The 24,015-nt window shown below is 59.5% G+C and carries 25 protein-coding genes and 2 tRNA genes; 14 read left to right on the top strand and 13 right to left on the bottom strand.

From position 1 onward, the window contains the following. Nucleotides 1–131: 131 nt before the first annotated feature. The 3 genes from ACR9Y2_RS02890 to ACR9Y2_RS02880 all read left to right on the top strand — a co-directional run bounded on the left by ACR9Y2_RS02890 (nucleotide 132) and on the right by ACR9Y2_RS02880 (nucleotide 2,178). Nucleotides 132–623 (top strand): antirestriction protein ArdA, encoded by a 492-nt coding sequence (locus ACR9Y2_RS02890; RefSeq protein WP_435039529.1) that lies wholly within the window; start codon nucleotides 132–134, stop codon nucleotides 621–623. Continuing rightward, on the top strand, nucleotides 620–835 hold the full coding sequence (locus ACR9Y2_RS02885) for a hypothetical protein (protein WP_435039528.1): 216 nt from the start codon (nucleotides 620–622) through the stop codon (nucleotides 833–835). Before ACR9Y2_RS02890 ends, ACR9Y2_RS02885 begins: the two co-directional genes overlap by 4 nt. A gap of 89 nt (nucleotides 836–924) precedes the next feature. Then, complete coding sequence (locus ACR9Y2_RS02880; RefSeq protein ID WP_435039527.1) at nucleotides 925–2,178, top strand: acyltransferase family protein; 1,254 nt, start codon at nucleotides 925–927, stop codon at nucleotides 2,176–2,178. Between the two features lie 161 nt (nucleotides 2,179–2,339). On the opposite strand, the gene ACR9Y2_RS02875 is transcribed toward ACR9Y2_RS02880, so the two are convergent. Then, complete coding sequence (locus ACR9Y2_RS02875) at nucleotides 2,340–2,669, bottom strand: hypothetical protein (protein WP_435039526.1); 330 nt, start codon at nucleotides 2,667–2,669, stop codon at nucleotides 2,340–2,342. Nucleotides 2,670–3,055: 386 nt separating this feature from the next. Between ACR9Y2_RS02875 and ACR9Y2_RS02870 the strand changes: the two genes are divergently transcribed. From ACR9Y2_RS02870 to ACR9Y2_RS02850, 5 genes are all read left to right on the top strand, one after another. Further along, nucleotides 3,056–3,454, top strand: a complete 399-nt coding sequence (locus ACR9Y2_RS02870; RefSeq protein WP_435039525.1) for a plasmid mobilization protein — start codon at nucleotides 3,056–3,058, stop codon at nucleotides 3,452–3,454. Further along, on the top strand, nucleotides 3,444–4,256 hold the full coding sequence (locus ACR9Y2_RS02865) for a relaxase/mobilization nuclease domain-containing protein (RefSeq protein ID WP_435039524.1): 813 nt from the start codon (nucleotides 3,444–3,446) through the stop codon (nucleotides 4,254–4,256). The genes ACR9Y2_RS02870 and ACR9Y2_RS02865 overlap by 11 nt, the downstream gene beginning before the upstream one ends. A gap of 69 nt (nucleotides 4,257–4,325) precedes the next feature. Beyond that, nucleotides 4,326–4,688 (top strand): hypothetical protein, encoded by a 363-nt coding sequence (locus ACR9Y2_RS02860; protein WP_435039523.1) that lies wholly within the window; start codon nucleotides 4,326–4,328, stop codon nucleotides 4,686–4,688. A gap of 57 nt (nucleotides 4,689–4,745) precedes the next feature. Beyond that, the gene (locus tag ACR9Y2_RS02855; RefSeq protein WP_435039522.1) at nucleotides 4,746–5,639 is read left to right on the top strand and encodes a hypothetical protein; all 894 of its coding nucleotides are present in this window, start codon (nucleotides 4,746–4,748) and stop codon (nucleotides 5,637–5,639) included. Nucleotides 5,640–6,005: 366 nt separating this feature from the next. Further along, a complete protein-coding gene (locus ACR9Y2_RS02850; RefSeq protein WP_435039521.1) occupies nucleotides 6,006–8,291 on the top strand; it encodes an FG-GAP-like repeat-containing protein in 2,286 nt (761 codons plus the stop codon). 66 nt (nucleotides 8,292–8,357) lie between these two features. Here the strand turns inward: ACR9Y2_RS02850 and ACR9Y2_RS02845 are convergent, their stop codons facing one another. The 7 genes from ACR9Y2_RS02845 to ACR9Y2_RS02815 all read right to left on the bottom strand — a co-directional run bounded on the left by ACR9Y2_RS02845 (nucleotide 8,358) and on the right by ACR9Y2_RS02815 (nucleotide 15,734). After that, nucleotides 8,358–8,582 (bottom strand): hypothetical protein, encoded by a 225-nt coding sequence (locus ACR9Y2_RS02845; RefSeq protein WP_435039519.1) that lies wholly within the window; start codon nucleotides 8,580–8,582, stop codon nucleotides 8,358–8,360. Beyond that, the gene (locus ACR9Y2_RS02840; RefSeq protein WP_435039518.1) at nucleotides 8,579–8,995 is read right to left on the bottom strand and encodes a hypothetical protein; all 417 of its coding nucleotides are present in this window, start codon (nucleotides 8,993–8,995) and stop codon (nucleotides 8,579–8,581) included. The genes ACR9Y2_RS02845 and ACR9Y2_RS02840 overlap by 4 nt, the downstream gene beginning before the upstream one ends. Further along, nucleotides 8,985–11,798: a MobF family relaxase gene (gene mobF, locus ACR9Y2_RS02835; RefSeq protein WP_435039516.1), complete on the bottom strand. Its 2,814-nt coding sequence runs from the start codon at nucleotides 11,796–11,798 to the stop codon at nucleotides 8,985–8,987. Before mobF ends, ACR9Y2_RS02840 begins: the two co-directional genes overlap by 11 nt. 626 nt (nucleotides 11,799–12,424) lie before the next feature. Further along, the gene (locus tag ACR9Y2_RS02830; protein ID WP_435039515.1) at nucleotides 12,425–13,186 is read right to left on the bottom strand and encodes a hypothetical protein; all 762 of its coding nucleotides are present in this window, start codon (nucleotides 13,184–13,186) and stop codon (nucleotides 12,425–12,427) included. Nucleotides 13,187–13,258: 72 nt separating this feature from the next. After that, a complete protein-coding gene (locus tag ACR9Y2_RS02825) occupies nucleotides 13,259–14,779 on the bottom strand; it encodes a type IV secretory system conjugative DNA transfer family protein (protein ID WP_435039514.1) in 1,521 nt (506 codons plus the stop codon). Between the two features lie 13 nt (nucleotides 14,780–14,792). Continuing rightward, a complete protein-coding gene (locus tag ACR9Y2_RS02820) occupies nucleotides 14,793–15,260 on the bottom strand; it encodes a DNA N-6-adenine-methyltransferase (RefSeq protein WP_435039513.1) in 468 nt (155 codons plus the stop codon). A gap of 51 nt (nucleotides 15,261–15,311) precedes the next feature. Continuing rightward, on the bottom strand, nucleotides 15,312–15,734 hold the full coding sequence (locus ACR9Y2_RS02815; protein WP_435039511.1) for a hypothetical protein: 423 nt from the start codon (nucleotides 15,732–15,734) through the stop codon (nucleotides 15,312–15,314). Between the two features lie 21 nt (nucleotides 15,735–15,755). On the opposite strand from ACR9Y2_RS02815, the gene ACR9Y2_RS02810 reads away from it, so the two are divergent. From ACR9Y2_RS02810 to ACR9Y2_RS02795, 4 genes are all read left to right on the top strand, one after another. Then, on the top strand, nucleotides 15,756–16,844 hold the full coding sequence (locus ACR9Y2_RS02810; RefSeq protein WP_435039510.1) for a tetratricopeptide repeat protein: 1,089 nt from the start codon (nucleotides 15,756–15,758) through the stop codon (nucleotides 16,842–16,844). A gap of 194 nt (nucleotides 16,845–17,038) precedes the next feature. Beyond that, nucleotides 17,039–17,635 carry a hypothetical protein gene (locus ACR9Y2_RS02805; protein WP_435039509.1) on the top strand — a complete coding sequence of 199 codons (597 nt, stop codon included), beginning with the start codon at nucleotides 17,039–17,041 and terminating at the stop codon, nucleotides 17,633–17,635. 3 nt (nucleotides 17,636–17,638) lie between these two features. Next, complete coding sequence (locus ACR9Y2_RS02800; RefSeq protein WP_435039508.1) at nucleotides 17,639–17,908, top strand: helix-turn-helix domain-containing protein; 270 nt, start codon at nucleotides 17,639–17,641, stop codon at nucleotides 17,906–17,908. A gap of 64 nt (nucleotides 17,909–17,972) precedes the next feature. Next, entirely contained in the window at nucleotides 17,973–19,139 is a 1,167-nt protein-coding gene (locus ACR9Y2_RS02795) for a tyrosine-type recombinase/integrase (protein ID WP_435039507.1), read from the top strand. A gap of 54 nt (nucleotides 19,140–19,193) precedes the next feature. Here the strand turns inward: ACR9Y2_RS02795 and ACR9Y2_RS02790 are convergent. Continuing rightward, nucleotides 19,194–19,268: transfer RNA gene (locus ACR9Y2_RS02790), tRNA-Gly, on the bottom strand. Nucleotides 19,269–19,316: 48 nt separating this feature from the next. Beyond that, the gene (locus ACR9Y2_RS02785) at nucleotides 19,317–20,729 is read right to left on the bottom strand and encodes an FAD-dependent thymidylate synthase (RefSeq protein ID WP_435039505.1); all 1,413 of its coding nucleotides are present in this window, start codon (nucleotides 20,727–20,729) and stop codon (nucleotides 19,317–19,319) included. Between the two features lie 53 nt (nucleotides 20,730–20,782). Between ACR9Y2_RS02785 and dut the strand changes: the two genes are divergently transcribed. Then, nucleotides 20,783–21,214, top strand: a complete 432-nt coding sequence (gene dut / locus ACR9Y2_RS02780) for a dUTP diphosphatase (protein ID WP_435039504.1) — start codon at nucleotides 20,783–20,785, stop codon at nucleotides 21,212–21,214. 29 nt (nucleotides 21,215–21,243) lie between these two features. On the opposite strand, the gene ACR9Y2_RS02775 is transcribed toward dut, so the two are convergent. Beyond that, a tRNA-Ala gene (locus ACR9Y2_RS02775) sits at nucleotides 21,244–21,319 on the bottom strand. Between the two features lie 72 nt (nucleotides 21,320–21,391). Between ACR9Y2_RS02775 and ACR9Y2_RS02770 the strand changes: the two genes are divergently transcribed. Next, nucleotides 21,392–22,069: a methyltransferase domain-containing protein gene (locus ACR9Y2_RS02770; protein WP_435039503.1), complete on the top strand. Its 678-nt coding sequence runs from the start codon at nucleotides 21,392–21,394 to the stop codon at nucleotides 22,067–22,069. Here the strand turns inward: ACR9Y2_RS02770 and ACR9Y2_RS02765 are convergent, their stop codons facing one another. Both ACR9Y2_RS02765 and tatC read right to left on the bottom strand, forming a co-directional pair. Then, the gene (locus ACR9Y2_RS02765) at nucleotides 22,070–22,840 is read right to left on the bottom strand and encodes a GntR family transcriptional regulator (protein WP_435039502.1); all 771 of its coding nucleotides are present in this window, start codon (nucleotides 22,838–22,840) and stop codon (nucleotides 22,070–22,072) included. It lies immediately after the preceding gene. Between the two features lie 19 nt (nucleotides 22,841–22,859). Continuing rightward, a complete protein-coding gene (gene tatC, locus ACR9Y2_RS02760; RefSeq protein ID WP_435039500.1) occupies nucleotides 22,860–23,993 on the bottom strand; it encodes a twin-arginine translocase subunit TatC in 1,134 nt (377 codons plus the stop codon). Nucleotides 23,994–24,015 lie beyond the last annotated feature (22 nt).

Below are 24,015 nucleotides of genomic sequence, written 5' to 3'. Positions count from 1 at the left end.
TAGCTGCGTCTTTCACGGTCCCCCCAAAAATGTCGCGGGCGACATCGGAACCCTTGACCTTTGCTACCCCGCACTCGGCGTGAGCCAGAGGTTGATTTTTTATCAACCCCACTTCCAGCAAAGGAAACATCATGCCGACATTACACGCCACGCCTTACGACATCACTTACGCAGGGTTTTACTTCGAGACTGCGGAGGAATTCACAGAGCGGATGAAGAAGGCTCCGTTTGAGGAGGTCGAGATTCAGTTCATCGACGGCACCGACGAGGACTGTCTGCTTTTCAAGCTCTGCAAACCGCATCAGGGCAATGTGGCGGGTTACTTTGAAGCGCTCGACACCGGTTACGAGGGCCATCGGCTCGCGGCCCTTTCCTACCTTATGGAATACCAAGGCACGACGTGGGAGGACGCCACGGCATCGGGCGCGCTGGACGACGTGGACGTGTACGAGATGACGACGAAGGAATTAGCGGAGCAATTCGCGGAGGAAGGCATCTACCCGGCAGGCGTCAACGAGCAAGTTCTGCCCTACCTCGACTACGATCTGCTGGCGCGTGATCTGTCGATGGACTACACGGAGATTGAGTGCTTGGGCAACACCTATTGCGTGAGGGCGTCATGAACTCGCGGTTCATTCTGATTGACGGAAAAGCGTATGTCTGGCGTGAGGTGAAGATGCGCCGGGGACAATTGCAGGCGCAGGCCAGGCAGAAGCAGCTCACCCTGTTTGAGATGAGGGAGGATCACCGGCCCGAGGCGCACCTCACGGCGGTGGGCCGGTATCAGAAACCCCTCGCTGGATTCACTTCCTGGGGTGGTAGCACTATCCGCTGAGCGCAACGTGCGCCTTCACCGCAAACAAAGCGGTTGCGGCCAGCTACTGCGCGCAATAGATAAGGTTGCTCAGAATCGGAGGCGCGCCCATGGCAACAGGCAAACATATTCCCGCATTGGATGGGTTGCGCTTCTTCGCGGCTTTCTTCGTCTTGATAGCTCACTATACGCATTGGGTCCTAAACGACCAGAAGATCGCGAATTCATTGACAAACGGCATTTCTACGATGGCCGGTCTGGGCATGGCATTGTTCTTTGTGCTGAGCGGATTTGTAATCCACTACAATTATCATTCTATTTGCGACGCGCCCGGCGGTCGCAAGCAGTTCTTGTGGGCACGGTTCGCAAGGCTTTACCCGTTGTACTTCGTCCTTTTTATAGCCGAGTTTGCGTCCTCGTTCTATTATCATCGGGGCTCATGCGGGCATGCAGGGGTACGCATGGGCTTCTTCTTTGCGCTGCCGTTCTATCTTACGTTTACCCAAGCCTGGTTTTATAGCGTGATATGCCAGAACAATCTCATCTACCAATATCACATGGTCTCATCCGTCATTTGGTCTCTGAGTGTCGAAGCGTTCTTCTACCTCACCTATCTCTTGATCGTGCGCTGGCTGTGCTCGCAATCCAGCCTATTCAAGCAGATTTCTATCGCCGGGTTCGGCTACTTAGTCGGCGTGGGTCTCCTGTTGTGGTTCGACCATTACTCAAGTGCAATCGACCGCGTGGCGGAAGTCGCCTTCGGGCCAATCGCAACGGTGCAGCACAATTACCAGGACTCGCTACTGCGGTGGCTTAATTACTTTAACCCACTGATTAATCTGCCAGCCTTTGTCTGCGGTGCCGTGGCGGCTAACATCCATCTCTCGCTCAAAGACAAAGCGCCAACCCGAGTGGAGAAGGCCATTTCGGGATACGTTGTAACGGGATGCGTCGTTGCGACGCTTGCCGCACATCTATCGGTTTATCTGATGATCGCTCCACATAATCCGTTCTTTGGCCGCAACGGCTCCCTGCTCTACGTGCCAATGGTGACAGTACTGGTTTATGTGCTATCCCACTATCCGCAGGCACTGTGCTCCAGGGCGATTGGTAGCAAATTGACAGTTAAGCTAGGCGAGGCAAGCTATTCTATTTATCTGTTGCACGCCTTCCTTGGGTGGAACGCTAGGGATTATTACTATCTCAACCTCAATCCGTGGTTACTCTACATCACGGCTGTCATCAGCATTCTTGTTATAAGCCGTATCAGTTTTCTTTGCTTTGAGAGGCCGGTGCAGCGGTGGTTGCGCAACCTCGCCCAGCATGTGCCTTCCGGTAAAGCCAACATTGTTGGTACACCTTGACACGTCTTCCGTCCCGCTCTAACCCAGGCATGGGGCTGAGCGCGATTCACCTGCGAACGCAGCAAGGGCCCTCGCGCGGTCAAGGAACCCGCCTTTGTATAGGGTGCCTGGCGGTCACGAACATTCGATTCTGGGTAGTATCTCAGTGTGACTGTTAGCTCCTATTGTCTAAATGAGGTATTGGAATTGGCATTCTTGAATGCTTCCCAAAGCACCGCCCGCGCACCTAAGAGGATAGGTGCTTCCTTTGCGATCCTAAAAGCCATGCTATCTAAGGCGGCGTTAAACTGTTTTGAAACTTCTATTGCATTGGCCGCCGCAATCGACTTCATGTAGTCATTTATCTTCCCACGCTGTCCTTCTAAAAACTCTCTATCAAGTACGGCCATAACAAACATGGACCGCATTATGTTTGCCTCATAAAGGACTTTGAACAAAAAGAACAATACAGCCATCAATACAATGGCTAGAATAGCCACAATCCACATCATGTTTCGCAACTCCGTTTAGAATAAGTGTGTATCTATATAAGTTAAGTACGCACTTTTCAAACTGATGCACTACCCGAGTCTGAGGTAATGCAATATCGTCCAGCCCCACAGATGCCGTGCGGATATTGCTTCTTCGCCCAGCTATCGTCGTCCTCGGCCACGCTGTCTCTTCTTGACACAACCGTTGTCCCGCTCTAAAACAACCCTTGTCATTCATACCTGAGTGACAAGCAATATGTGGTTTAACCGCGTCCGGGGATAAAGAGCACGAAAAACCGCCACTAGCGAGCGTCACGGAATGCCAGGGCGTAGTCGCCCCCGCCGTGATTCCCGCTCCTGGCGTCAATGCTCAATCGCATCGTCGGACGCCAACGACATGGGCATGCGTGGCGTTTCGGCAGAAACAGAGCGGCAGCGAGACGAGGAAGCGCGCTCCGATTATTGGATTCCGGGCGACGGACGCGGAGCGCGCGCAGATTGAAGCAGCGGCGCAGCGCGCCGGACTGACCGTCGGCTCCTATGTGCGGTCACGGGCACTTGCGAAGCCCGTGACACGCGCGCAGCGCCGCCCGGCTGTAGAGACACAGCAGCTCGCGCACTTGCTAGGGATGCTTGGAGTATTGAGTGGGATGCTTCAGGCCGTGGTTAAGAAGCACGGCCGGGGCGATGTAGTCACGGACGACGAGCTGAAGCAGGCGATGGCAGGCTTCCGCGAAGCGGTAGCCGCCATTCTGGTGACGATGGGCAAGCACCCTACCCTGTCAAAGGACGCGCATGATCATTAACGGCGGATCGCGGAGCAACGCGCGGTTCTTCGCGAAGCATCTGGCGAACGCGGAAGAGAACGAGCGCGTCATGCTCTGCGAGATTCGGAATCTCGCCGCGCTGACCATTGCCGACGCCCTTCATGAAATGGAGGCGGTAGCGCTTGCGACGCAGTGCAAGAACTTCTTCTATCACGTCAATATCAACCCGCTCGACACGGAGCACCTCACGCCTGAGCAGTGGATGATTGCCGTCGATACGCTGGAAACGAATCTCGGGCTTGCAGGGCACGCCCGCTTCGTTGTCGAGCACCAGAAGAAAGGCCGCGTCCACAGGCACGTCGTGTGGTCGCGTATTGCCGTTCCGGCAATGCGCGCCGTACCGATGACGGACGATTACGAGAAGCACCAGGCGACGGCGCGTCACCTGGAGCATGAGTTTCACCTGGAACATGTGCCGAGCGTCCTCGGCAGCCACAGGTCGCAGGGGCATCGCCCGCATCGCCGTGCGAAGCCCTGGGAAACCTTCCGGGGCAAGAAGAGCGGTATCGACCCATATGCAATGAAGCGCGACGTGATGCGGCTCTATCGCGAGAGCGCGACGGCGGCGCGCTTCATCGAAGCGCTTCGCGAGCATGGTTATCAGCTCGCGCGCGCCGACCGGAGAGACTTCTGCATCGTCGATCCTGCGGGCCATGCCCACAGCCTGGCCCGCCGTCTCGTAAACGTGCCAGCGGCGGCGATTGGGGAATTCTTCAGGAACGTGGATGCCGCGAGCCTGCCGACAGTGAAGCAGGCGCGCGCCATGCTTCGCCATCATTGAATCGAACTATAGTGGGTTCTCCCCCACTCTACCCACCATAGGTTGTGGTTTTGCTTGCCAGGAAGTTCCGTGGAGCGTAAGATTCACGGCGCAATTGCACGGGAACCGACGATGGACACCGCCACCAACTGGTCTGAGCGCACGCGACCGAAGCACAACCCTTCTGCCAAGACCGATCACGAGGAACACGCAAATCGTCAGCAGTTCAATCGCCCGCGCACATCCATGGGCGCGGCGGGCCACTGGATACACATGGCGGGCCTGTTTGCCCCCATCGTTATCGGAGAACTCGTTAAAGACGCGGACAAGCGCTGGCGCTATGTGCGGCTCGCTTCCGTGGGCACGGCGCTCGCCTATGAAGCAGCGCACACGATCCGCGAACAGCAGCGGAATGCCGAGCGCGAAGCCGAGTGCCGAGAGCACTGCCGCTAGTCTAGAACTGTTAAGGAATTCCCTTGACCTTCTATTGACCATGGCTAAAACCAACGGATGGCACTGGGAAGCAAAGAACTGCCGCTATTTATCCAACTCACGGAGGCTGGGCACCTCAAGCCGCGTGGGGCGGTGATGGAGATAGGCGCTCAACAACTCGCGGAGTCATTTCTGGAAGGAACAGAAGAACTTCGTATTCTTGGTGAGCTCCACCATGCAGGTCCGTGCCCGTTACCGCAGCCATCAGGAAAGGTCACCATTCTACACGGGGCCACTAGGCACTTAGAAGTTGCGGCCCCGCTCGCCAGCAGTTTCTGGCGTTGGCTAGGTTACGAATACGCATCTGTTGACGTTGACGGAACACCCGGCAGCATATTTATGGATCTCAATTACGATGATGTTCCATCCCCGCATCGGGGACGATACCAGGTTGTCTCAAATTGTGGGACGACGGAGCATGTTGCAAATCAATTGAATGCTTTCAAAGTGATACATGATTTCACCGAGGTTGGCGGGGTGATGCTGCACAACCTGCCCGCTCAAGGAATGTTTAACCACGGGTTAGTAAATTATAATCCCAAGTTCTTTTGGATGTTGGCGCGTAGCAACGGATATCGTCTGCTCCATTTCAGTTTCAACAGCGATGATAGCTATTACGCGCTTCCAAACAATATCCTCGACGGAATCTCTTCCTTCAACAAAGACGCTATGAGACAACTCAGCTCATACAAAGCTACCGATTGTGCTCTCGTCGTTGCGCTCAGAAAGGACTATGATACGCCTTATGTGGCCCCGCTCGATGTGACCACAGGTGCACGCGCAAACAGCCGACTTCTTGAAGAGCGCTATTGGAGTGTATTCAAACCAGACCCGTTCAGAAACGCGGATCGTCCTGCATTCGACAATCCGGCGTACGGAGACTTGAAGAAGCGTATGTGGGGTGGCCCCTAGCTTAGCTAGCAGGTTGAGGTAGTAGTAACTCAATTCGGCATGGCTCGACACCGCTGGAAAGGCGATGCGCACAGAGGAGCTTTAACGCATTCCCGAGGCCAAGTTGAAGGTTTGGGTAATCCCCCAAACGGTGCTCTATATATAGACGTGTCCCCGCGGGTACGTGGGTTGCAAGACCTGCAACCCAAAGCCAAGGCATGAAACACGGCGGGGGGCATGCTGCGGCGCGTCAAGGCGCTCGTAAGTAACCAATTGTAATAGTGAAATAATCAGAGCATTTTTCGCTTGACGGGAACTTTCCCGCGAGCGTACGATCCCTCCCACGCTGCGAATGTCTCGCGGCGATTTCGCTTCGGAGGATCACTCATGAAACATCCGTATGCTCGAACCACTGTCACTCTATGGTCAGGATCATGGCTGCGCTCAGCATTGCGCCCAGCCCGAGTGTTGTTATTGTTGTTGGCATGGCTGGCCGCGATGCCACAACTTGCGGCAGCCGCCAACGCTTACGTCGGAACCAGCTACTGCTGGCAATCAAGCCCAGCCAAGTGTGGTCAGGTGGAGATTCTGGACACCTGGACCAACACCGTACGTGCAACTGTGAACGTTGACAACTCGCCTGTCGGCATCGCAGCAAGTCCCGACGGCGCATTTGCATATGCCGCCCTCTTTACCGCTGACAAGGTGGCGAAGATCAATACCGCGACCTACGCTGTTAGCTACTTTTCGCTTCCCAGTGGGGCAAATCCTTATCGTGTGGCCGTAAGCCGAGACGGCGCGTATCTTTGGGTATCGAATCCCGGAAACAAGACAATTTCGGTGATTCCCACCGCAGGCGGGTCGATCTATACACTTTCTTTCAGTGACACGCCTGACTATGTGGCATTCACACCGGATGGGTCTTACGCCTACGTTACGGTTGATGGCCCTACCTCACATGCCTCCGTTAAGATTTACAATACTGGGGCAGCTCCGACTCTCGCCTACACAGTCACACTGCCCGGTATCTATGCGAGAGGTGTCGCGATAACACCAAATGGGCAATATGCCTATGCGGCGAGCTATGACCCCTACCTAAGCGTCTATGGATTTGTGACCGTTATTAACGCGTCCGGGACGCCGTCGTGGAACAAAGATATCACGGTTGGACGGCTGCCGGTGGGCGTTGCCGTCACGCCGGATGGAACTCAGGCATGGGTCGTTAATACCAACGACCAGAACATTGCTGTCATTGATACGACTACCAACAATAAAACCGGAACTACAATTGGCTCCGACCACGGTGAGGAGGTGGCCTTCTCGACGGATGGTACCACTGCCTATTCGGCGCAGGTGACTTCTACGTCATGTACCGTGCGGGCCATCAACACAGCGACATATGCGATCAGTAATGTCGTCGTCAATTCGTACGGGTGCTTTGCCCTGGCTGCTGGCGTCGGCGTCAACAAAGTATCCGTCGCCTATGTCAGCCCGACCGGCAATATCGCGGGGGACTTTAATGGTGACGGACAGCCGGATTTTGCCGTCATCAGTAGCACCCAGGTCGTTACATCCTTCGGTGACGGTGCGGGCAATGTGACGAGCCATACGTACACATTCCCGCATAGCTGGTCATTTGGAAACCCGGTCACCAATGGGAACACTGTCGTTGTCGGGGACTTTAACAACGATGGTAAGACGGATTTTATTCTGGTCGAGAGCACGAAGGTGTATAGTTTCCTGAGCAACGGTGATGGAACCTATTCTCAGCCAAGTGCCTCGCCCTACTACTACACGTTCCCGAACAGCTGGGCCTTCGGTACGCCGGTGACCTCATCGTACACGCCAATCGTCGGCGATTTCGATGGAGACGGAAAGAGCGACTTCGCGCTTCTTGGCTCTACGGCGGTCTTCACGTTTAAGAGCAGTGGGGATGGGACATTCACCACTCTCAAAACGACGTCTCCGTATTACTACACATTTCCGAATAGCTGGGCTTTCGGGGCACCTCCGGGCAGCACGTATGCGCCAATCGTCGGAGATCTGAATGCCGATGGGAAGACCGATTTTGCCTTTCTGTCGGGAAATGCAGTGTTTTCGTTCAGAAACAACGGCGATGGCACGTTTCCACCGTTGTATACAACGTCTCCGAACTACTACACCCTTCCGAATAGCTGGAATTTTGGAACTCCTGTTAGTTCCTCTTATACGCCGGTAGTGGGAGACCTCGACGGCGACGGGAAGACGGACTTTGCCGTGCTGGGAAGCACACAGATATTTACGTTCAGAAACAACGGCGACGGCACGTTCCCGGCAATGTATACAACGTCGCCGAACTACACAACAGTGACATCCGGCTGGGGGTTTGGTACGCCGCCAAGCTCCGGTTTTGCGCCATTCGTAGGCTATCTGGACCGTGACGGCAAGGCCGACTACGCCCTGATGCAAAGCACCCAGGTGTTCACGTTCAAAAGCAATGGCAACGGTACGTACACGTCGCCATCGTATTACACTCTGCCCAATGGATGGGGCTTGGGGAGCCCGCCGACTGCCAGCTATTCGGCGGTTTCATTTGGAGGTGGCCCGACAATGATCTTTGTGAACAGCACGGACGCCTTCACGTTGACTAGCAGCGCTGACGGAACCTACGTGGTTCGCCACTATTCTCTGTGATAATGTAACGGGCACAAGCGGGCAGGAGAAGTTTCTCCTGCCCGCGTTTCTTTTGTGAACGCCTTGCTACTTCCCGGAGCCTTGAGTTGCTTTTTCTATCTTCGCCTTCACCGGCCTTCCCCTCGCCCCTCCAATCGTCACGGAGACACCGACCGTCCCGGCCAGCTCTCTTATCTTGGCTATGGTTTCCTGCTTGCGTCGTTCGGCCCGCGCCTTGATTTCCGCTTGCGCCCAGGCGACGACCTGCGATAGCTCGGCATCGCCCAGCGCCTTAACCGCTTCCTGCGTCATAATTCGTCTTCTCCTTCCACAATCTCAATGCGTTCGATATGGGCGGCATCCTCGGGCTTGCCGTCTTCCTCCGCCTCGGTTCCTTCCTGAATAAACCGCGCCCGGTGCTCGACCAGGGCGTCCCGCAGCCGGTGAAGGTTGCGACCTTCCGCCGTCACCGTGTCCGATCCGAACCGGAGAATAATCTCGCCCGTGGGCTGATATACGACCCGGCGCAGAATAGCGTAAGGGAAACTCACAATCGCCCCGTCATGCCGCCGCACGTCGAGCATGAGCGCTTCCCGGCTTTTGGCGCGGGCTTCCTGAAAGACTTCCCCCATGTCGCCGGTTTCGGTGTCCGGCGCTTGCGGCGTTTGCTGTTTGGTGAAGCGATGCACCGACGATGCGTAGGACTTGGCGGAATTATCTTTCATGGGCGAGACTCCTTCCCTGTTGTTGCGCCTTGTACGCCTGGATAAAATCATGCGCGGCAATGCGCTCGCGCAGCTTGTAATAGAGCCGCTGGGCATGGCCGTAGAACCGCGTCAGCGCCTTGCGCTTGCGTTCCTTGCGCTCGACTTGCTGCCCCATTAACTCCGTGGCGGAGAGACGCGCAGAGGAATCCTTGACGGCATCGAGCATCGCGGCCTTGTCGTCGGTGTAGAGCCGGACGGCTTCCCGCCCGCGAGAAAGCGACACGTAAAGCTGCTCCCGGTTCGCAGCGGCGAAGGACTCGGAGCCGAGCGCGACGAGCGGTACATCCACCGTCTTGCCCTGCGATGCGTGGGACGTGACGACATAGCCATGCGTGAGCCCGCCGTAATCCTTGGGCACTACAAACCCGTTTGTAAGCTGAATATCTCCCTGCTTGGTGAAGCCCGCGACCTGATAGAGCGCACCGTTATTGAGTCGGTCTTTACCCTTTGCCCCAAGCAGCCCCCGCCGTGTTTCCCGCGTGTACCCGTTCATGGTGACGCGGAGCTTGTCGCCTTCGGCCAGGGCGAGCTTTTCCGCGCGGTAGACCTGCGTGCGTTTGGTCTCGGCATAGGGCAATAGCGCTTTGCTGCCGTCCGCGCGCCTGACGTGAACGCCGGCAGTGTCGGCGTTCTGCACCGTGACGCGCTCGCCGCGCTTGAATCCCTTGGCGTTCTGGTGAAACTGGACGACCTCGCCCGCTTCGTAGCTCGCCGAATCGCCCCGCTCCGCTTCCGTGAGATTGCGCGAGCGCAGGATAGTATATTCCCGTTCCTTGGTGGAGAGCTTGCCTTGCGCTTTGAGCGTGACTCGAATCGCGGCGGTGACGTGGCGGATTTCCGCGTGGGTGGGAGCGACGACGAGCGAAGTCTTTAGCTCGCCGTTCGCCTTGCGCTGCGTAATCACGTCCGCGTAATCCTCGGCAATCTGCTTGTAGCGTTCGTCCCCCTTGGTTTCGATAATGGCTCCCATGCCGTCGAGCATTTCCATGCCGTGTTCGAGCTTCGTCCTGCCGTCTTTCGCAGCGGCGTCACCTTGGGCGATGGCCTCGACTGCCTTGCGGTAGGTGGCATTTGTCTGGCGGCGGATCTCCGTAAGCCGAGCGAACTGCATCGCGGAGGAATTCTCGAGCACGCGCAGCGCATCGCCGCGCGTGACCGCGTTATGCTGCGCGGAATCGCCCGAGAGAATGACGCGGGCGTTTTGTTCCTTCGCCACGTCGAAAAGCCGCTTCATATCCTTGACGGAGAGCAGCCCGGCTTCGTCCACCCACATCACTTGCCCGCTCATGCGCTTTTGCATTTCCTTGTCGATAAGCAGGCGCTCGACCGTCTCGGCATTGGCGAAGCCTTCGCCCGCAAGCACTCCGTGGGAGGCTTCCGCCGAGGGAGCGAATACGAAAACCTGTGTGCCGGTCTTTTCAATCGCGCCGATAGTCGCCTGCATCATCGTGGTTTTGCCGGTGCCCGCCTTGCCTTGCAGCCCGGTCACCTTGTCGCGCGAGTTAAGAATGGTGAGCGCGGCGTTGCGCTGTTCGTCGCTCAGTTTGGGATCGAGGGCGGGAGTCTGTAAGCCGCCGAGCTTGGCGCGCGTGGCGCGTCCGTCGCGAGCGAACGCGATCATGTCGCGTTCTTCGGTAAGCACGTCCTTTGTCGTAACGTAGCGCCGCCCTTTTTTGTCCTTTTCCAGAATGTCGGGGCGCTCGGCAGCCTTGCGGATATCCGCGACACTCGCCTTGCCCAGGCTGTGTTTAAGCGCGGTTTCGAGGAACTTCTTTTTCGTGACGGCGGAGGAACGCTCGAAGGAATGGGAGAGGGAATAATCTATAGCCTCATCCGCCGTCATGCCTTGGGTTTCATGGCTGGTGCGCGCTCCGATAATCGCCGTGCGCTCGCCGTCGTTCAGGCGTTTAAGCCATAGCTCGCGCAGCTCCGCCATGCTTAGTTGTTCGTCGGGTTTGGCCTCGCGCGTCTTGCGCCCCAGCTCGCGTTTTTTGGCCGGGTCCGTGATGCCTAATCGCTTCGCCTCGGCTTCGATAACCTCGCTGCGCCGTGAGAATTCTTCGCAAGTCGATTCGTCAATACCGGCAAGGCGGAAGCTGTTGCCGTCGCGCTCGATGCCGTAGCCAAGTCCCGCGAGGTTCTTAGCAAAGCGGGAATGAAAAGCCGCCTGATAATAGCCCTTGTCGCGGACAATATCGCCGAACTCTCCGGCCTTCCATCGTTCCTCTACCGGGTCATAGGTGGCATTGAACGCGACCGCGTGACAGTGCAGTTGCGGATCGGGCACGCCGTCCACGGGCCGCGTGGTGCGGTGGACGAATTCCCCCCAGACCATGTTGGCGGTTTGCCGGTCCTCTTGCGCGCCCTTCGTCCGCACCCGGACGCGCATCGCGTCTTCCATTTCGCCCATCGTTTCGGTGTAGGCTTCGCGGAACGCGGACATGATCCGCTCATCGCCGCCCAGCTCGTAGGCGAGCGTGACGGACTTGGGAGCATCGAACGTAAAATCGTAGAGCACGCGCCGGTCGGATTTGACGCGCGGCGTCAGTTGCTCGCCGGTCTCGGGGTTGAGGTTCTCGCACAACCGGAAATAGCTTTCCTTGTCCACCTGGCCGGAGAGGTTCAGCAGCTCCGCGCCGCGTCCGTGCCAGTCGCCTACGACCTCCTGGGCATCGCGCATGTAGTAGTCGGAGCGGGACAGGTGCTCGGTAAAGTAGTCTTTGGCGGCCTTGGTGTCGGTAGCGTGGTTGATGAACAACATGGGGCGATCCCGTCAGGGTTTGCAGAACACTACCGGTAGTGGTGTAGCACCGACGGCTACCCCAATCGGTTGAGAGAAGCAAGCAGAAAGTAAGCGTATAGACGTGTCTCCTAAGCGGTGCTTAGGGAAACTTCCGGCCTGCGATGCCAGGCCGGAATCTTGTGGTTTGCCAGCGTGATGTAGCAGCCACAGCGAGTGCTGCCCAAATATCACAGCAGAGGGCTTCACCCCATCGAAGCTGTGTTCTGTCGTCGCCGAAAATGCGCTCGCGTTTCGGACGCACGGGTGACGGAAGATGGTCCTGACCTGGTCCGAGTCACACTCCGAAAATCCCATCCGGACGACGGGAGCACCGGTCTGCCCCCGCCGTGATTCACCACAAACAAATGCGCGCATGGCGTGTGTCATCTCGACCTCGAAGGCGGAGGCAGTTGCCGCTCGCGAACGTCGCTTGCTCCGCCGTATTTCATGGCGGGTGTCGGAGCCGGAGCACCCGTTCCCAAGCTTGTCTGCTCGACTACGCCCTTGCTTGCGAGCGCCTGCCCCGCCGCGCGCGCTTGGGTGAGTGTTTCCGCCGACAGAGCCTCCGCAGGCTTGCCGTACTTTTCCGCTGGCGACATGGCATGTCACCCGGCCACTTTCTCGGCCGCGTCTGCGGGCGCGGCATCGAGCATGTCTTTAAGTTCGGGAGCGAGTCCGCCGAAGGCCGCTTTCAAATCCGCGTCGGTCTTCATCATCTCGATGCAGGACTCCGCGACCATGAGTCCGCCAGTTTCATTCGACGGTGCGCCGGAGAGCGCCTTGCTTAAGTAGCGCGCTTCGATTTCCGCATCGCGCATGTCGAGGATAGCCTGGCGCTGCTGGTAGTAGACGATATGGTTGTTGACGAACAGCGCGCCTGCCGCGATCTGAAGCCAGATTCCGACCTGGGCCGAGAAGGCCCCGAGCAGATGGCCTAGCAAAAATACCAGTCCCGGCTCCGCGAATTTGTAGACGATCTCGCGCGAGAAAGGCAGCGGCAGGATGGAGGTGCCCATGTACATCGAGTGCCATTCGATTCCCGCCTTGTTCTTGCGGGTGATCTCGCGGCGGTGCCAGGCGCTCATGGCGATAAAGGCGACCCAGAAGACAAACATAAGCTGCCCTCCGCCCCATCCCAGGAACGAGCCGACAATGCCGCCTATGAACATGAAATTGGCGACGATGGTGTAGCCGAAGGCGAGATTGAGCCAGCCCAGGTAGCGCTCGCCAAAATCCTTGCGGATAAACACGACGACGCTGATCGCGAAGCAGCTAGTCATGAGGCTTAACAGCCCCAGCGCCCACTCCGTTCTCTGCCATAAATCGGTGCCGCCGAAGACGGACCGCGTTTCTTTCATTAGCTTCATGCGTTGCGCCCTCCTTTGAGCGCGTGATGTTTGGCGCGGCGCTTAACTCGCCCCCCGCCGTGTTCCAAAGCCCTACTTGTCCCGTTTGCCGCCCATGCCGGTGACACCGGGGATTTGCTGGGCGAATGAGGTGCGCAGCCAGGGCTCGCCGTTATTGGCTGCGAAGCTCGCGCCGGTCTGGTAGACGACGGCCTCGGTCACGAAGCCGTTTTGCGGCCCGCCCTTTTTGAGAGTGGTGAATTCCGAGGGCATTACCTTGCGGCCGACCGCTTCCCCTCCGCCGCCCCTGCCCTGTCCGGCTCCGCTGCTCGCGTTCCAGTTCGTGCGCGTCTGGATTTCTTCCGAGATGGTGTCGGAGGCCCAGCGGTTGGTTTCCGGATCGCCGTTGGCGTGGAAAATCTTCGTGCCCATGTTGCCCAGGAACGCATCGACGCGGTGGCGTCCGGCCTCCCCGCCCATCGCGGCCAGGTAATTGGGCTTGTTCTGGGAGATGAGCACCGAGGCGACGCGCGAGCTGCGCGCGGTCGCCAGGAACTCCGAGGTGTAGGAGCTGACCAGCTCGTGCGCTTCGTCCACGAACCAGAACACGGGCCGGGGGTTGGCTTTCACGTCGCGCTGCTCGCAGGCGGTTTGCCAGAGATAGGTGAAGGCCGACTGCACATAGACGCCCGCCTGCCCATAGACCTTGATGGGCAGATCGAGAATTACCACCGCGCCGTCGAACGTGAGATCGGGAACGAAGTTCGTTTCACCGTCGAACAGGTCTGCCATGTGGCCGCGCAGCAGCACGTCGGCCATAACGGAATAGGTCGCAAGGATTGAGCCGCGCGTGTCGTTGGGCAGGTCCGGGAAATCCCGCAGGAAATACCGCGCCGCCAGCTCGAAGTCCGCCTGTTCCCTCTCGCCCTTCTCTTTCGTCTCTGCTTCCACAATCAGCCGGTAGCAGGCGGATTCCTTCTGCCAGGTTTCGCCATGGACATCCGAGTGCGAGCGCGGAGCTGACGTGATGACATCGTTGAGCAGTGTCATCGTGACTTCGCGTCCGGCCGCGAGACAGACTTCCAGGCCGTTGCGCAGAATCTGGCGCAGGGAGCGCTGCCAGAATTTATCCCCCTGCCCGCTGCCCCGGTCGGAGCGTTCGGCGGCTTCGACAATCGTCATGAGCAGCGAGACAAGCTGCTCGACGCGGCTGCCGGTGACGCCGGGGCGCTTGAGCGCGTAGCGAATCAGGTTGCACCGCCAGGCGCTCGACGGCGAGACCACGATCACCGAATCCTCTCGCCCCGTGCTCTTCGCATAAGCTTCGATCAATTCCCGGTCGCCGGGCTTGACGCAACAGACAAGCCCGCCCATGCCGAGGCGCAGATATTTGAGCAGCAGCCAGGCGGCGGAGCCGGTGGTCTTGGCAGCGCCCAGCTCGCCGAAAATGGCGACGGACTCCACCGCGTTGCGCAGCGTGAAGGCGTCGTTTTGCCCCCACAAGAACAGCGGAAAATCCAGGTCCCAGGGATCGCGCGCCCGCATTTGCGCGGGAAAGGACGGCGTGAAGACGCGGACTTCTTTCGAACGGAAGAATGTGTCGAACAGGCTCATGGTTATTCCTTTGTTAGTCGCTGAAGAAACGTCCGAACGCGACGATGGCGCTCGGGAAGGGCGCGGCGTGCCGGGCCGCGCCGAAGCGCAGCCGCCCTTTCAGGAAATGCACGTAGCCGCGCCGGACATAGTCCTGCCACCAGCGCGTGTCGGTGCGCGCAGGCAGAAGGCACACGACCAAAGCCCCCCGCCGTGATTCCTCGTAGGCTTTGCTTACCCACTTGCCGATGGCGCGACCGTAGGGCGGATTCATGAACACCTTGCCGTCCCAGGGCTGCGTGAGGCCGTCCGTCTCGCGCGTGAAGAACCGCGCGCACTTGGCGTTGTCTTGCGTTGCGCAAGGGTCGAGCGTGAAGGGACCGTAAATCGCCGAAAGTTCCTCGAACAGGGCGCGCGGCGTTTCCCATTCGGGTGTCGCGCTTGAAGAATGCACGCCTAATCGGCTTGCCGGGAGTGTGACGAGTTTGTTTGCCGTGTGCATGGTGTTTGAAATGCGGGAGCGCGAGGCCCGAGAGACTCGCGCCCCCTTTGCTTATTGCTTCGCGGGCGCAGGTGCGGCAGGTGGAACTGGAGCCGCTGGAGGGCATGGCGGAAGCGGCTTGGGTGGCTTCGGCGGCGGAATGTAGATGCCCGTCTTGCGCTGGAACTCCGCGCGCTTGCGTGCCCATTCCGCCTCCTTTTCCGGTGGAAGGCGGAAGAGTATCTGCTGGTCGGGCGGGATGTCCGAGCAGGCCACCTTCTTCTCTTTCTTCTTCTTTTCTTTGATCGGGGCCGCCTGCGCGGGCGTATCGGTCTTCGTCGGTTGCGGTGTTGTATCCTGCTGCGCCGTGGCGATTCCCGCCGTGAGCGCCGCAAGGAGGATGAGTGAAGTTTTCATGGTTTCAGCGTGCGGGCACTGCGGTTGTCCGCGAAAGACAATCGACGTTAAGCGCGCGTGCCGTTTGCCGCGAGACAATGGCTGGATCGGTCATGCCTCATGGCGAATGCGGAAGGCGTCAACCCATCCCGGCACGAAGTCGAGCGCCAGCTCGACCGGCTCCTTGCGGACGATGTCATCGCGTCGAACCCGAATCCCGCGAAGGTGCTGCGGTATATCGTCGAGCGCGCGCTGGGCGGTCACAAAATCGCGGAACTTAACCTGCTTGAGGATGTATTCGGCAAGACGACATTCGACGAGGACGACACCACCGCGCGCGGTGCGATGGACAGGCTGCGCAGGCTGCTGAAGGACTACTACCAGCGCGACGGGCAGTACGACCCGGTTATCGTCGCCCTGCCCGACACGAAGCAGACAGCCGAAGGAAAACGCATCAAGTTTCAGGCGGGTGAAGCCTACACGCCCTTCTTTGTCTACAACCCCAGGAGCTGGATGGCGAGGGAGCTGACCGTCGCGTTTCACCTGCTCCGTGGCGGAATTTCGCAAATCGACCAGGCGATGGCGCAGTTCGACAAAGTAGCGCGCGCCGCGCCCGGCCATCCCGAGGTAAAGCTGGGCGTCGTCGAATCCTGGGCGATCAAGCTTCTAACCGGCATCGCAGGCGGTCCGGACGAGGCGCTCGTCGCCGGTCCGCTGATCTGGCTAAAGCAGATTGAAAAGGACGCTGGCCCAAGCTGGCGCACCCACAATGTCCGCGCGATGCTGCACTTCTTCATGGATGATAGGAAGGCGGCGGCGAAGGAATTTGGGAAAGCGCTGAAGCTCGACCGGAAAGAGACGGTTTCGCGGGGCGGATATACGGAGTTCCTGTTTCGCACCGGAAGAGAAGACCAGGCGCTCCGTCTCATGGCCCTGGAGGCCGAAGAACACGCCGACAATGCGCAAGTACACGCCATGTACGCCATTCACCTGGCGCGCGTGCGGCGCTACGAGGAAGCCGAAAAGGTATTCGCGAAGTCGCTACTGCTCGATCCCAACGGCTGGACGGCGCATTTTGGACTCTGGGAGATGTATCTGGCTCTGGGCGACCAGAAAAAGGCGGATGATCACTCCAATCGTCTCGCGGCGCTCATCACGCCTCATGAGTTTGCATTCCTACGGCGCAAGCTTCTTGGTGAGCAAGCCTGATTCTGTTGGCCGCAGTGTGGCCGCTTAACGTCGCTTGTCTTTCGGCGTCTGCCGTGGCTGCCGCATGATTGCCGCAGGAGCGAGGGACGAGCCGGAAACAATCCTCATCCCTCTGAGCCGCCAGTCGGCCAGTCACTCAGGTTGATTGTCCGCGCCTGCCTCGCTCCCGCCTTGACCGGCAGAACGGAACAACCATGACCACCAAACAACGCAATTTCGTATTTGCCCTGCTGGGCGTAGCGGGCGTTTACTATATCGCTCCCGTGTTCTTCGGCCCGCGACCGCTCATCCGCTTCGGCCCGCCGATGCGTCCCCAGCAGCCCGCGCCAAAGAAGGACAGCGCACCGCCCCCGGCCCCTACTAATGCGACTCCGGTTCCTGCGTCCGATCCATCTTTCGAGCGCGTCACCGGCGTATGGGAGGGCATCGGCGCCGTTCCTCCTAATAGCTGCACGCTCAAACTGGAAATCCGCCCCAAGGAAGGTGACGCTACCAAGCTCGCGGGATTCCCGGTGCTCAACTGCTTTCCGATCGTGCCGCCACTGTTCAGGGGCCGGGACGCGCAGCAGCAACTTATGGCGCGCTTTGCGCCGATGTCCTCGGTGCTGACCGGAACCGCAGAGAAGGGCTCCGTACTGTTCACGCTGGACAAGGCAATTGGCAAGACACCGGACGGATGCTCGATTCAGGGAATGACCGTCACGCCGTTCGGTGTGGACCAGCTCTCCGCCGAGTGGCAGGACAGCACCTGCAAAGGCGGACAGATACTGCTCAGGAAGAGCCGGGGGTGAGCCATGTCCATGCCCCCTACTCCCTTACCGGCATCACCGCCCTCGCCGCCCTCGCCGCCCGTGCTTACCATTCGCGAAGTGGCAGCCGAGCTGCGCTGCTCGAAGGCGCATGTCCATAACATCATCGCGGGCAAGGTCCACGACCTGCCGCCCCTGCCCGTCCTGCGCATCGGCAGGCGCAGGCTTGTGCGCGCCGAGGGTCTTAAGCGCTGGATGGCGGACCTGGAAGCGCGCGAAATCGAAGCGCAGCGGCTCACCGGCTGTTTTCGCTAGGGCGGTTTGCGATGTTATGATCCGATCAACTGAGTTGATCGCTAAGAACGCACGAGAGGAAACTGTGCGGAGAAAGCGATATCAAAATGGCAGTTTGCAGGTAGTTTCAACCCACGGCAAGCGCAAGATGTGGATTCTTCAATATCGGGACGGCGGCAGCAAGAAGTACCACACTATCGGCCTGTTCTCGAAGATGAGCAAGAGCGAGGCGCAGCAGGCGCAAGCGGACTTCATGAAGGAAGTGAACGCCAGGACCGCGTCCGCTCCCGATCCACAGATTACTTTCGGGGATTTTCTCGAAGGCGTTGCGTTGCCGTTTCTGCGGTCGAAGTGGAAGCGATCCACGCGCGACACCACGGAGAACCGCATCCGTCACCACCTGGAGGAGTTCGGCGAGGAGAAACTTTCCGGGCTCGGGCTTCAACGATTACAGGCGTTTCTCTCAGGGAAAGCCGCGACGCTCTCAAAAAGCGTGGTGGCCCATCTGAGGTGGGACCTGCGTGCAGTCTTCAGGCTCGCCGTGGCGGAAGGATACATCGTGCGCGACCCGACCCCTGCCCTCTTCACCCCGAAAGAGGCGAAGGTCGGCACAAAGCGCGTCATGAACAGAAAGGAGGCACAGCAGCATATAAACGCGCTGCCCTTGCGGGAGCGCGTTATCGATCATCTCGCCCTCTTTGCCGGTATGCGGCCCGGCGAGATACTGGCGCTTCAGCGCAGGCACGTCACGGAAGATTGCGGCGAGCTGAGCATTGAACAGCGTCTTTATCGCGGCGACATCGACGATCCGAAGACGGCTTTGTCCAAGAGGAAGGTCGGCATCCCTTCTCAAACCGCAGAAGTGTTGCGGGAGTGGATGGAGCTGGTAGCGCCACAGCCCGAAGCATGGCTATTCGCATCGGAGAATCCAAAGAAACCCCTCTGGCGCGACAACGTCTGGTATCGGCACATGAAACCCAAGCTCGACGCCATAGGGCTTGGATGGGCTAATTTCCAGGTGCTTCGGCGCACGCATGCCAGTTTGGGCCATGACATCAAAGTGGACCCGAAGGTAGCGGCGGATCAGCGCGGCCACGGCATCGGCGTGGCGCTCGACGTTTATACGCAGTCCAGCATTGAAGCACGGCGGGCAGCCGCCGAGATGCTGGTGAACGCGATTCTGTCCGGGGAACAGCCGGAGACGGCTGAGGCAGAGCGCGAAACCGAGGAAAACCGCTCCGAAGCGGCTTAACGGAGTGGAATGGAGTGGAAGAAGTTGCTGATGATTCTCAAGTCGTTGAAAAGTTGGAGCGGGAGACCGGGGTCGAACCGGCGACGTCCAGCTTGGGAAGCTGACATTCTACCACTGAATTACTCCCGCTCAGCTGGGAGGGACACCCCCAGAATACCAGATCGCGTCAAGAGTAGATCAGCGCACCAAGGGGTCTTCCACCCACGGCGGAGTTGCTTCGATCAACCGGCCCAGCTCGGGGTCTACACGGTCCATTTCGACCTTCATGCGCCAGGCGATATCGCGATAGCTGAAGTGGCCTTTCACCCCGCTGCGCAGCTTCGAAATGTACTCCGCCTCGGCGAAGTCCATCCGGAACAGGAAGCGGCCTTTGGCGGCGAAGGGTAGCAGATAGTGGCCGCTGCCGCCGGGCAATTCGCTGGCGGCGTCGCGCGCCTGCTGCAGCGCGGCTTCGTAGACCGATTCCAAACCCGCCTCGACCAACCCCTGGGGCACCGCGAAGCCGTGCTGCCAGGTGAAAGCCTGCCGAGTCTGATGGCAGCGCCGGTGCCGGTGCATGTCGCGGTAAGCGCCGATATCGATCAGCATGTCGAAGGCGTAGGGTCCGCCCCGGAATTCGCGCAGTAGTTCGTCGCGGCGTGAGCGGGCTTTCAGGGCCACATCGAGAACTTCCGCCTGGCGGGCACGGCCCCATCCGCTCACTAGTTCGTGCAATTCCTGGAACGGCCGGTCGGTCACGGCATAGAGCAGCGTTGCGGCAATGTCCACCAGTGGATCAGTCGTCCTGGTCAGGACCACCGCGTCCTGCGGCGCACGCGCCGCGGCCGGCAGATTCTCCGCCGCCCACTGCGCTAAATCCGCTTTGGCCTGGCCGGGATACTGGTCAGGGTCGACATACTTGGCTAACGTTGGAGCCAGGGGTTCTTCCTGAACCTCCGGCCGCCATGCACAGTGAGGCGTTTCGGCGCAGGACCGCGCCGCCTCTTCCGCCACTTCGCGCACTTCGCCGTATTCGGAACTCCGCATGCGCCGGATCTGCTTCTCCAGCGTGCGGATGCTGGTCACCTGGCCGACACCCGTGGGAATGCCCAGGAACAGGACATAGCGGGCCACATCGAAGGCGCGCGCGGCGATGTTGCGCTGATAGGCCTCCGGCTTCATGGAGTCCGGCCGGGGGAGTTTGGCGCTGAGCGCCTCCACCATGCGGCCGTGGATCTCGCGGTAGGCATCCAGAAGCCGGCGGCCGGCGGCCTGATAGATCTCCGTCTGGGCGGGGTCCAACCCGGGCGGCGTCACAAAGCCGGAGCGGGAGAAATCCTGATAGCGCGACGACCGCGCCTGGCCATCCCACAGTTGCTCGTCCTCGATCTCGATGGCGGCAATCTCGCTGACGCCCTCCCAGGACAGGGCGACATGCCCGAGATCCGCGATGGACGCGTGGCCGTACTGGAAGTAGAAACTCTCGAGGAACTTAGAGGAGTCGTGGGTCCGGACCCAGTCGATGGACTGCTGGATGGAGTCGGGGGACCGGCTGTAGCGAGCCAAGGCATAAGCCAGTTTCTCGGGCGGCATCGGACCGACCGTGATCACTCGTCGTGCTGCTGGTTCGTTGGGCAAACAGCTATGATAGCGAACACAAGATCATGAAGATTCGTATCAACCGGCTTCACGCCGAGGCGGAATTGCCCGTATACGCACATGGAGCGGCGGAAGACGCAGGCATGGACTTGAAAGCGTTGGAAGATGTCGTGCTGGAGCCGAACAAGCCGGCGCTTGTGCCGACTGGGCTGTCAATTGAATTGCCGCCGGGTTATGAAGCCCAACTCCGTCCGCGCAGCGGCCTGGCCCTGCGCCATGCCATTACGCTGCCCAATGCGCCGGCGACCATCGACCCGGGCTATCGCGGCGAAATCCGCGTGATCCTGCTGAACCTGGGCACCGCGCCGTACCACATCGTCAAGGGTGACAGGATTGCCCAGATGGTGATCGCGCGCTATGAGGCCATTGAGTGGGAGGAAGGCGGCTTGAACGAGTCGACCCGTGGTGCGGGCGGATTTGGTTCCAGTGGAAGGTGACGGTCCGGTGGGTGACAGCAGGGTGGGTTTGGTGGACGGCGTGGGATTCGAACCCACGACCCCCGCATTGCGAACGCGGTGCTCTCCCAACTGAGCTAGCCGCCCACGCTTGCTGTCTTTTTCAATATACCACGTCATTTCGAGGACAGCCCGCCGGGTACAATCAAAGTGAGTCTTATGGAGTCACAGAAACTGGAACAGACCCTCGACAAGATGCGTCGCGACTGGGACGAACGCGCCCGGGAGAACGCACGCTTCTATGTCAACACGGAACGCACGGACTGGACCGACCAGGACTTCTACGCCTCGGGCGAACGCACCTTTGCGGAAGAGATCCTGACGGATCTCACAAATATCTGCCAGGGAAAGGACCCCCGCCAGATGCGGGTGTTGGAGATTGGCTGCGGCGCCGGCCGTGTCACCCGGGCGTTGTCCAAGTATTTCGGGGAAGTCCACGCCGTGGACGTGAGCGGTGAGATGGTGGCGCTGGCCACGGAAGCCGTCAAGCCGTTCCCTGGCGCGCACGTCTACCAGAACAACGGCATGGACCTTTCGGTCATCCCGGTGGCTGACTTTGATTTCGCCTTCTCCACCATCGTTTTCCAACACATCCCGAGCCGCGAAGTGATCTACAACTACGTCTCGGAAGTGAGCCGGCTACTGCGCCCGGGGGCATTGTTCAAGTTCCAGGTGCAGGGTGATCCCACCTTGCAGACGGAAGTGGACGACACTTGGCTCGGCGTGCCGTTTTCGGATGAGCAGGCCGTGGAGATGGCTGAGAAGTGCGGTTTTGAGCCGCGCTATCGGCACGGCGCGGGCCAGCAGTATTTCTGGCTCTGGTTCTTTAAGCGCTAGTCAGCGGGCTGATTTAGGCGCCATGCGCCAGCGCGTGCCATTCGGCTGATAGGCGACCTTGAGCAGTTCATCCAGGGCGTAGCGGATGTGCTGGCGAATGGCTTCGTCCGCCACCAGGATCTCTCCGGAGCACAGCGCTTCGGCCAGTTCCGAGTGATAGCGCGCAGGCAGCGGATGAACCTGTGCGGCCGTATCCGACAACCAACTGAACAGCAGATCCTGTTCCCGCTCAATCGCCTGGCGCAGCAGGGCACAGCCGCCGATCTCGGCCACACGCAGGTGGAACTTGACGTGGTAGACGCGGACAGACAAGCGGAATTCGTGATCGGTATCGGAGCCGTCGCAGCACGCATAGAGGTGATCCAGGTGCTTCGCCATGCGTAGAATCTCGGCCTTGTCTTTTTGCGTGGCGTGCTCAGCAAACAGGCGCGCGGACTGGCTTTCCAGTGCCTCACGCAGAAGATAACGGTCTTTGACCTCGTCCCGGCTGGGCGTGCGGACCCGGGTGCCGACGCGCGGACGGCTTTCCAGCAGGCCATCATTCACGAGTCTTTGCAGGGCCTCGGCCACGGGCAGCAGGCTCATGCCGAACTCGTCGGCCAGGCGGCGGCGGGAGAGAGCGGCTCCGGGCGGGTAGTCGCCTTTGAGAATGCGTTCCCGCACCAACCGGTAGGCTTTCTGGGCCAGAGTATTCTCCTGGCGCACCGCGCGCACCCCCTGTTCCGTCTGTGGACTGCGAACGGGTTGGGTGCGAGCGGGTTGCGTGCTCATTCGAATGTCACTGTGAAGTCTACTTCATCAGAAACGGCCATTTCCACAGCCAGTGATACCCATACTTCGTCAGGGCCAGCCAGAGTAGTCCGCCGATAATCGCGGCCAACACCAGCAGAACGTAGAGGACTCGATACCAGGGGAACTTCCGGCCTTCGCGGCTGAGCACCAGCAGGTGGCTGGCGAAGACGCCCGCGAAGTAAAGCAGGATCATCGGAGCAGCGAAGATTGTCAGGTTCACGGCGTCCGGCGTCGGGGTGATGACGGCGGCCAGAACCACAATGATGAGAATGGCGTAGCGTGAATGCGCAAGCAGAAACCTTGGCGACGCGATGCGCAGCAAGGTGAGGAAGAAGATCAGGACGGGCAGTTCGAAAACCAGCGCCACGCCGAGAATCACATTCACGAACAGATCTGTATATTCGGTGATGGAGACCACCGGTTTCACACCATGGCCGACGCCGATGCCGAGCAGAAAGGCGAGGCCGAAGCGGAAGGCGACGAAGTAGGCGAAGGCGCCGCCTGCGATGAAGAGGCCCGCCGTCGTAAAGATGAACGGCGTCGCCAGCCTTCGTTCCTTCTTGTACAGACCGGGCGCAATAAAGGCCCAAACCTGATACAGAATCCACGGCGAGGCGATAAACAGGGCGCAGATGACGGGGATCTTGACCCAGATGATGCTGAAGCCCTCGATGGGCGTAATCTGAGCCAGATCTTCGGGTAAACCCAATTGTTTCAAGGCACTGGCGGCGGGCTCGCGGACTGCGTCCCACAGCTTATCGGTATAGAACAGGCAGACGCCAAACGCCACACCAAGCCCCATCAGGGCCCGGATGAGGCGGAATCGCAGCTCTTCCAGGTGCTCCAGGAAGGACATGCGCAGCATGCCGTCGTCTTCCTCGTCGTCTTCTTCGGGGTCAGTGGACTTTGGGGGTGCGGGCGGGGCTGGCGGCGCGGCAGCAACTACGGGCGCCGGAGTAACGGCGGTGACCGGCGTGATTTCCGCCGGTACCGCCGTCACTTCTTCAGCCAGGCCATCTTCCTTGGCGTACGGGTCAAGATTCCCGGACGTAGATTCGGGCGTCAGACGCCCATCGTGCTCCGGTTCAAGCTCCGGACGTGGTTCTTGCGGGTCGTTTGTATGATCCGGCATTTCCGGCATTCGCGTACTGCGT

The sequence above is a fragment of the Paludibaculum fermentans genome, from assembly GCF_051172195.1.
In the GTDB taxonomy this organism is placed as follows: domain Bacteria; phylum Acidobacteriota; class Terriglobia; order Bryobacterales; family Bryobacteraceae; genus Paludibaculum; species Paludibaculum fermentans_A.
Note: the sequence above shows the minus strand (reverse complement) of the source record. Positions and strands in the feature narration are given on the sequence as shown.

What these genes read in the sequence shown, in the direction of transcription:
- ACR9Y2_RS02890 (WP_435039529.1), top strand. Translation starts at nt 132, where the DNA reads ATGCCGACATTACACGCCACGCCTTACGACATCACTTACGCAGGGTTT.
- ACR9Y2_RS02885 (WP_435039528.1), top strand. Translation starts at nt 620, where the DNA reads ATGAACTCGCGGTTCATTCTGATTGACGGAAAAGCGTATGTCTGGCGT.
- ACR9Y2_RS02880 (WP_435039527.1), top strand. Translation starts at nt 925, where the DNA reads ATGGCAACAGGCAAACATATTCCCGCATTGGATGGGTTGCGCTTCTTC.
- ACR9Y2_RS02875 (WP_435039526.1), bottom strand. Translation starts at nt 2,669, where the DNA reads ATGATGTGGATTGTGGCTATTCTAGCCATTGTATTGATGGCTGTATTG.
- ACR9Y2_RS02865 (WP_435039524.1), top strand. Translation starts at nt 3,444, where the DNA reads ATGATCATTAACGGCGGATCGCGGAGCAACGCGCGGTTCTTCGCGAAG.
- ACR9Y2_RS02855 (WP_435039522.1), top strand. Translation starts at nt 4,746, where the DNA reads ATGGCACTGGGAAGCAAAGAACTGCCGCTATTTATCCAACTCACGGAG.
- ACR9Y2_RS02850 (WP_435039521.1), top strand. Translation starts at nt 6,006, where the DNA reads ATGAAACATCCGTATGCTCGAACCACTGTCACTCTATGGTCAGGATCA.
- ACR9Y2_RS02845 (WP_435039519.1), bottom strand. Translation starts at nt 8,582, where the DNA reads ATGACGCAGGAAGCGGTTAAGGCGCTGGGCGATGCCGAGCTATCGCAG.
- ACR9Y2_RS02840 (WP_435039518.1), bottom strand. Translation starts at nt 8,995, where the DNA reads ATGAAAGATAATTCCGCCAAGTCCTACGCATCGTCGGTGCATCGCTTC.
- mobF (WP_435039516.1), bottom strand. Translation starts at nt 11,798, where the DNA reads ATGTTGTTCATCAACCACGCTACCGACACCAAGGCCGCCAAAGACTAC.
- ACR9Y2_RS02830 (WP_435039515.1), bottom strand. Translation starts at nt 13,186, where the DNA reads ATGAAGCTAATGAAAGAAACGCGGTCCGTCTTCGGCGGCACCGATTTA.
- ACR9Y2_RS02825 (WP_435039514.1), bottom strand. Translation starts at nt 14,779, where the DNA reads ATGAGCCTGTTCGACACATTCTTCCGTTCGAAAGAAGTCCGCGTCTTC.
- ACR9Y2_RS02820 (WP_435039513.1), bottom strand. Translation starts at nt 15,260, where the DNA reads ATGCACACGGCAAACAAACTCGTCACACTCCCGGCAAGCCGATTAGGC.
- ACR9Y2_RS02810 (WP_435039510.1), top strand. Translation starts at nt 15,756, where the DNA reads ATGGCGAATGCGGAAGGCGTCAACCCATCCCGGCACGAAGTCGAGCGC.
- ACR9Y2_RS02805 (WP_435039509.1), top strand. Translation starts at nt 17,039, where the DNA reads ATGACCACCAAACAACGCAATTTCGTATTTGCCCTGCTGGGCGTAGCG.
- ACR9Y2_RS02800 (WP_435039508.1), top strand. Translation starts at nt 17,639, where the DNA reads ATGTCCATGCCCCCTACTCCCTTACCGGCATCACCGCCCTCGCCGCCC.
- dut (WP_435039504.1), top strand. Translation starts at nt 20,783, where the DNA reads ATGAAGATTCGTATCAACCGGCTTCACGCCGAGGCGGAATTGCCCGTA.
- ACR9Y2_RS02770 (WP_435039503.1), top strand. Translation starts at nt 21,392, where the DNA reads ATGGAGTCACAGAAACTGGAACAGACCCTCGACAAGATGCGTCGCGAC.
- ACR9Y2_RS02765 (WP_435039502.1), bottom strand. Translation starts at nt 22,840, where the DNA reads ATGAGCACGCAACCCGCTCGCACCCAACCCGTTCGCAGTCCACAGACG.
- tatC (WP_435039500.1), bottom strand. Translation starts at nt 23,993, where the DNA reads ATGCCGGATCATACAAACGACCCGCAAGAACCACGTCCGGAGCTTGAA.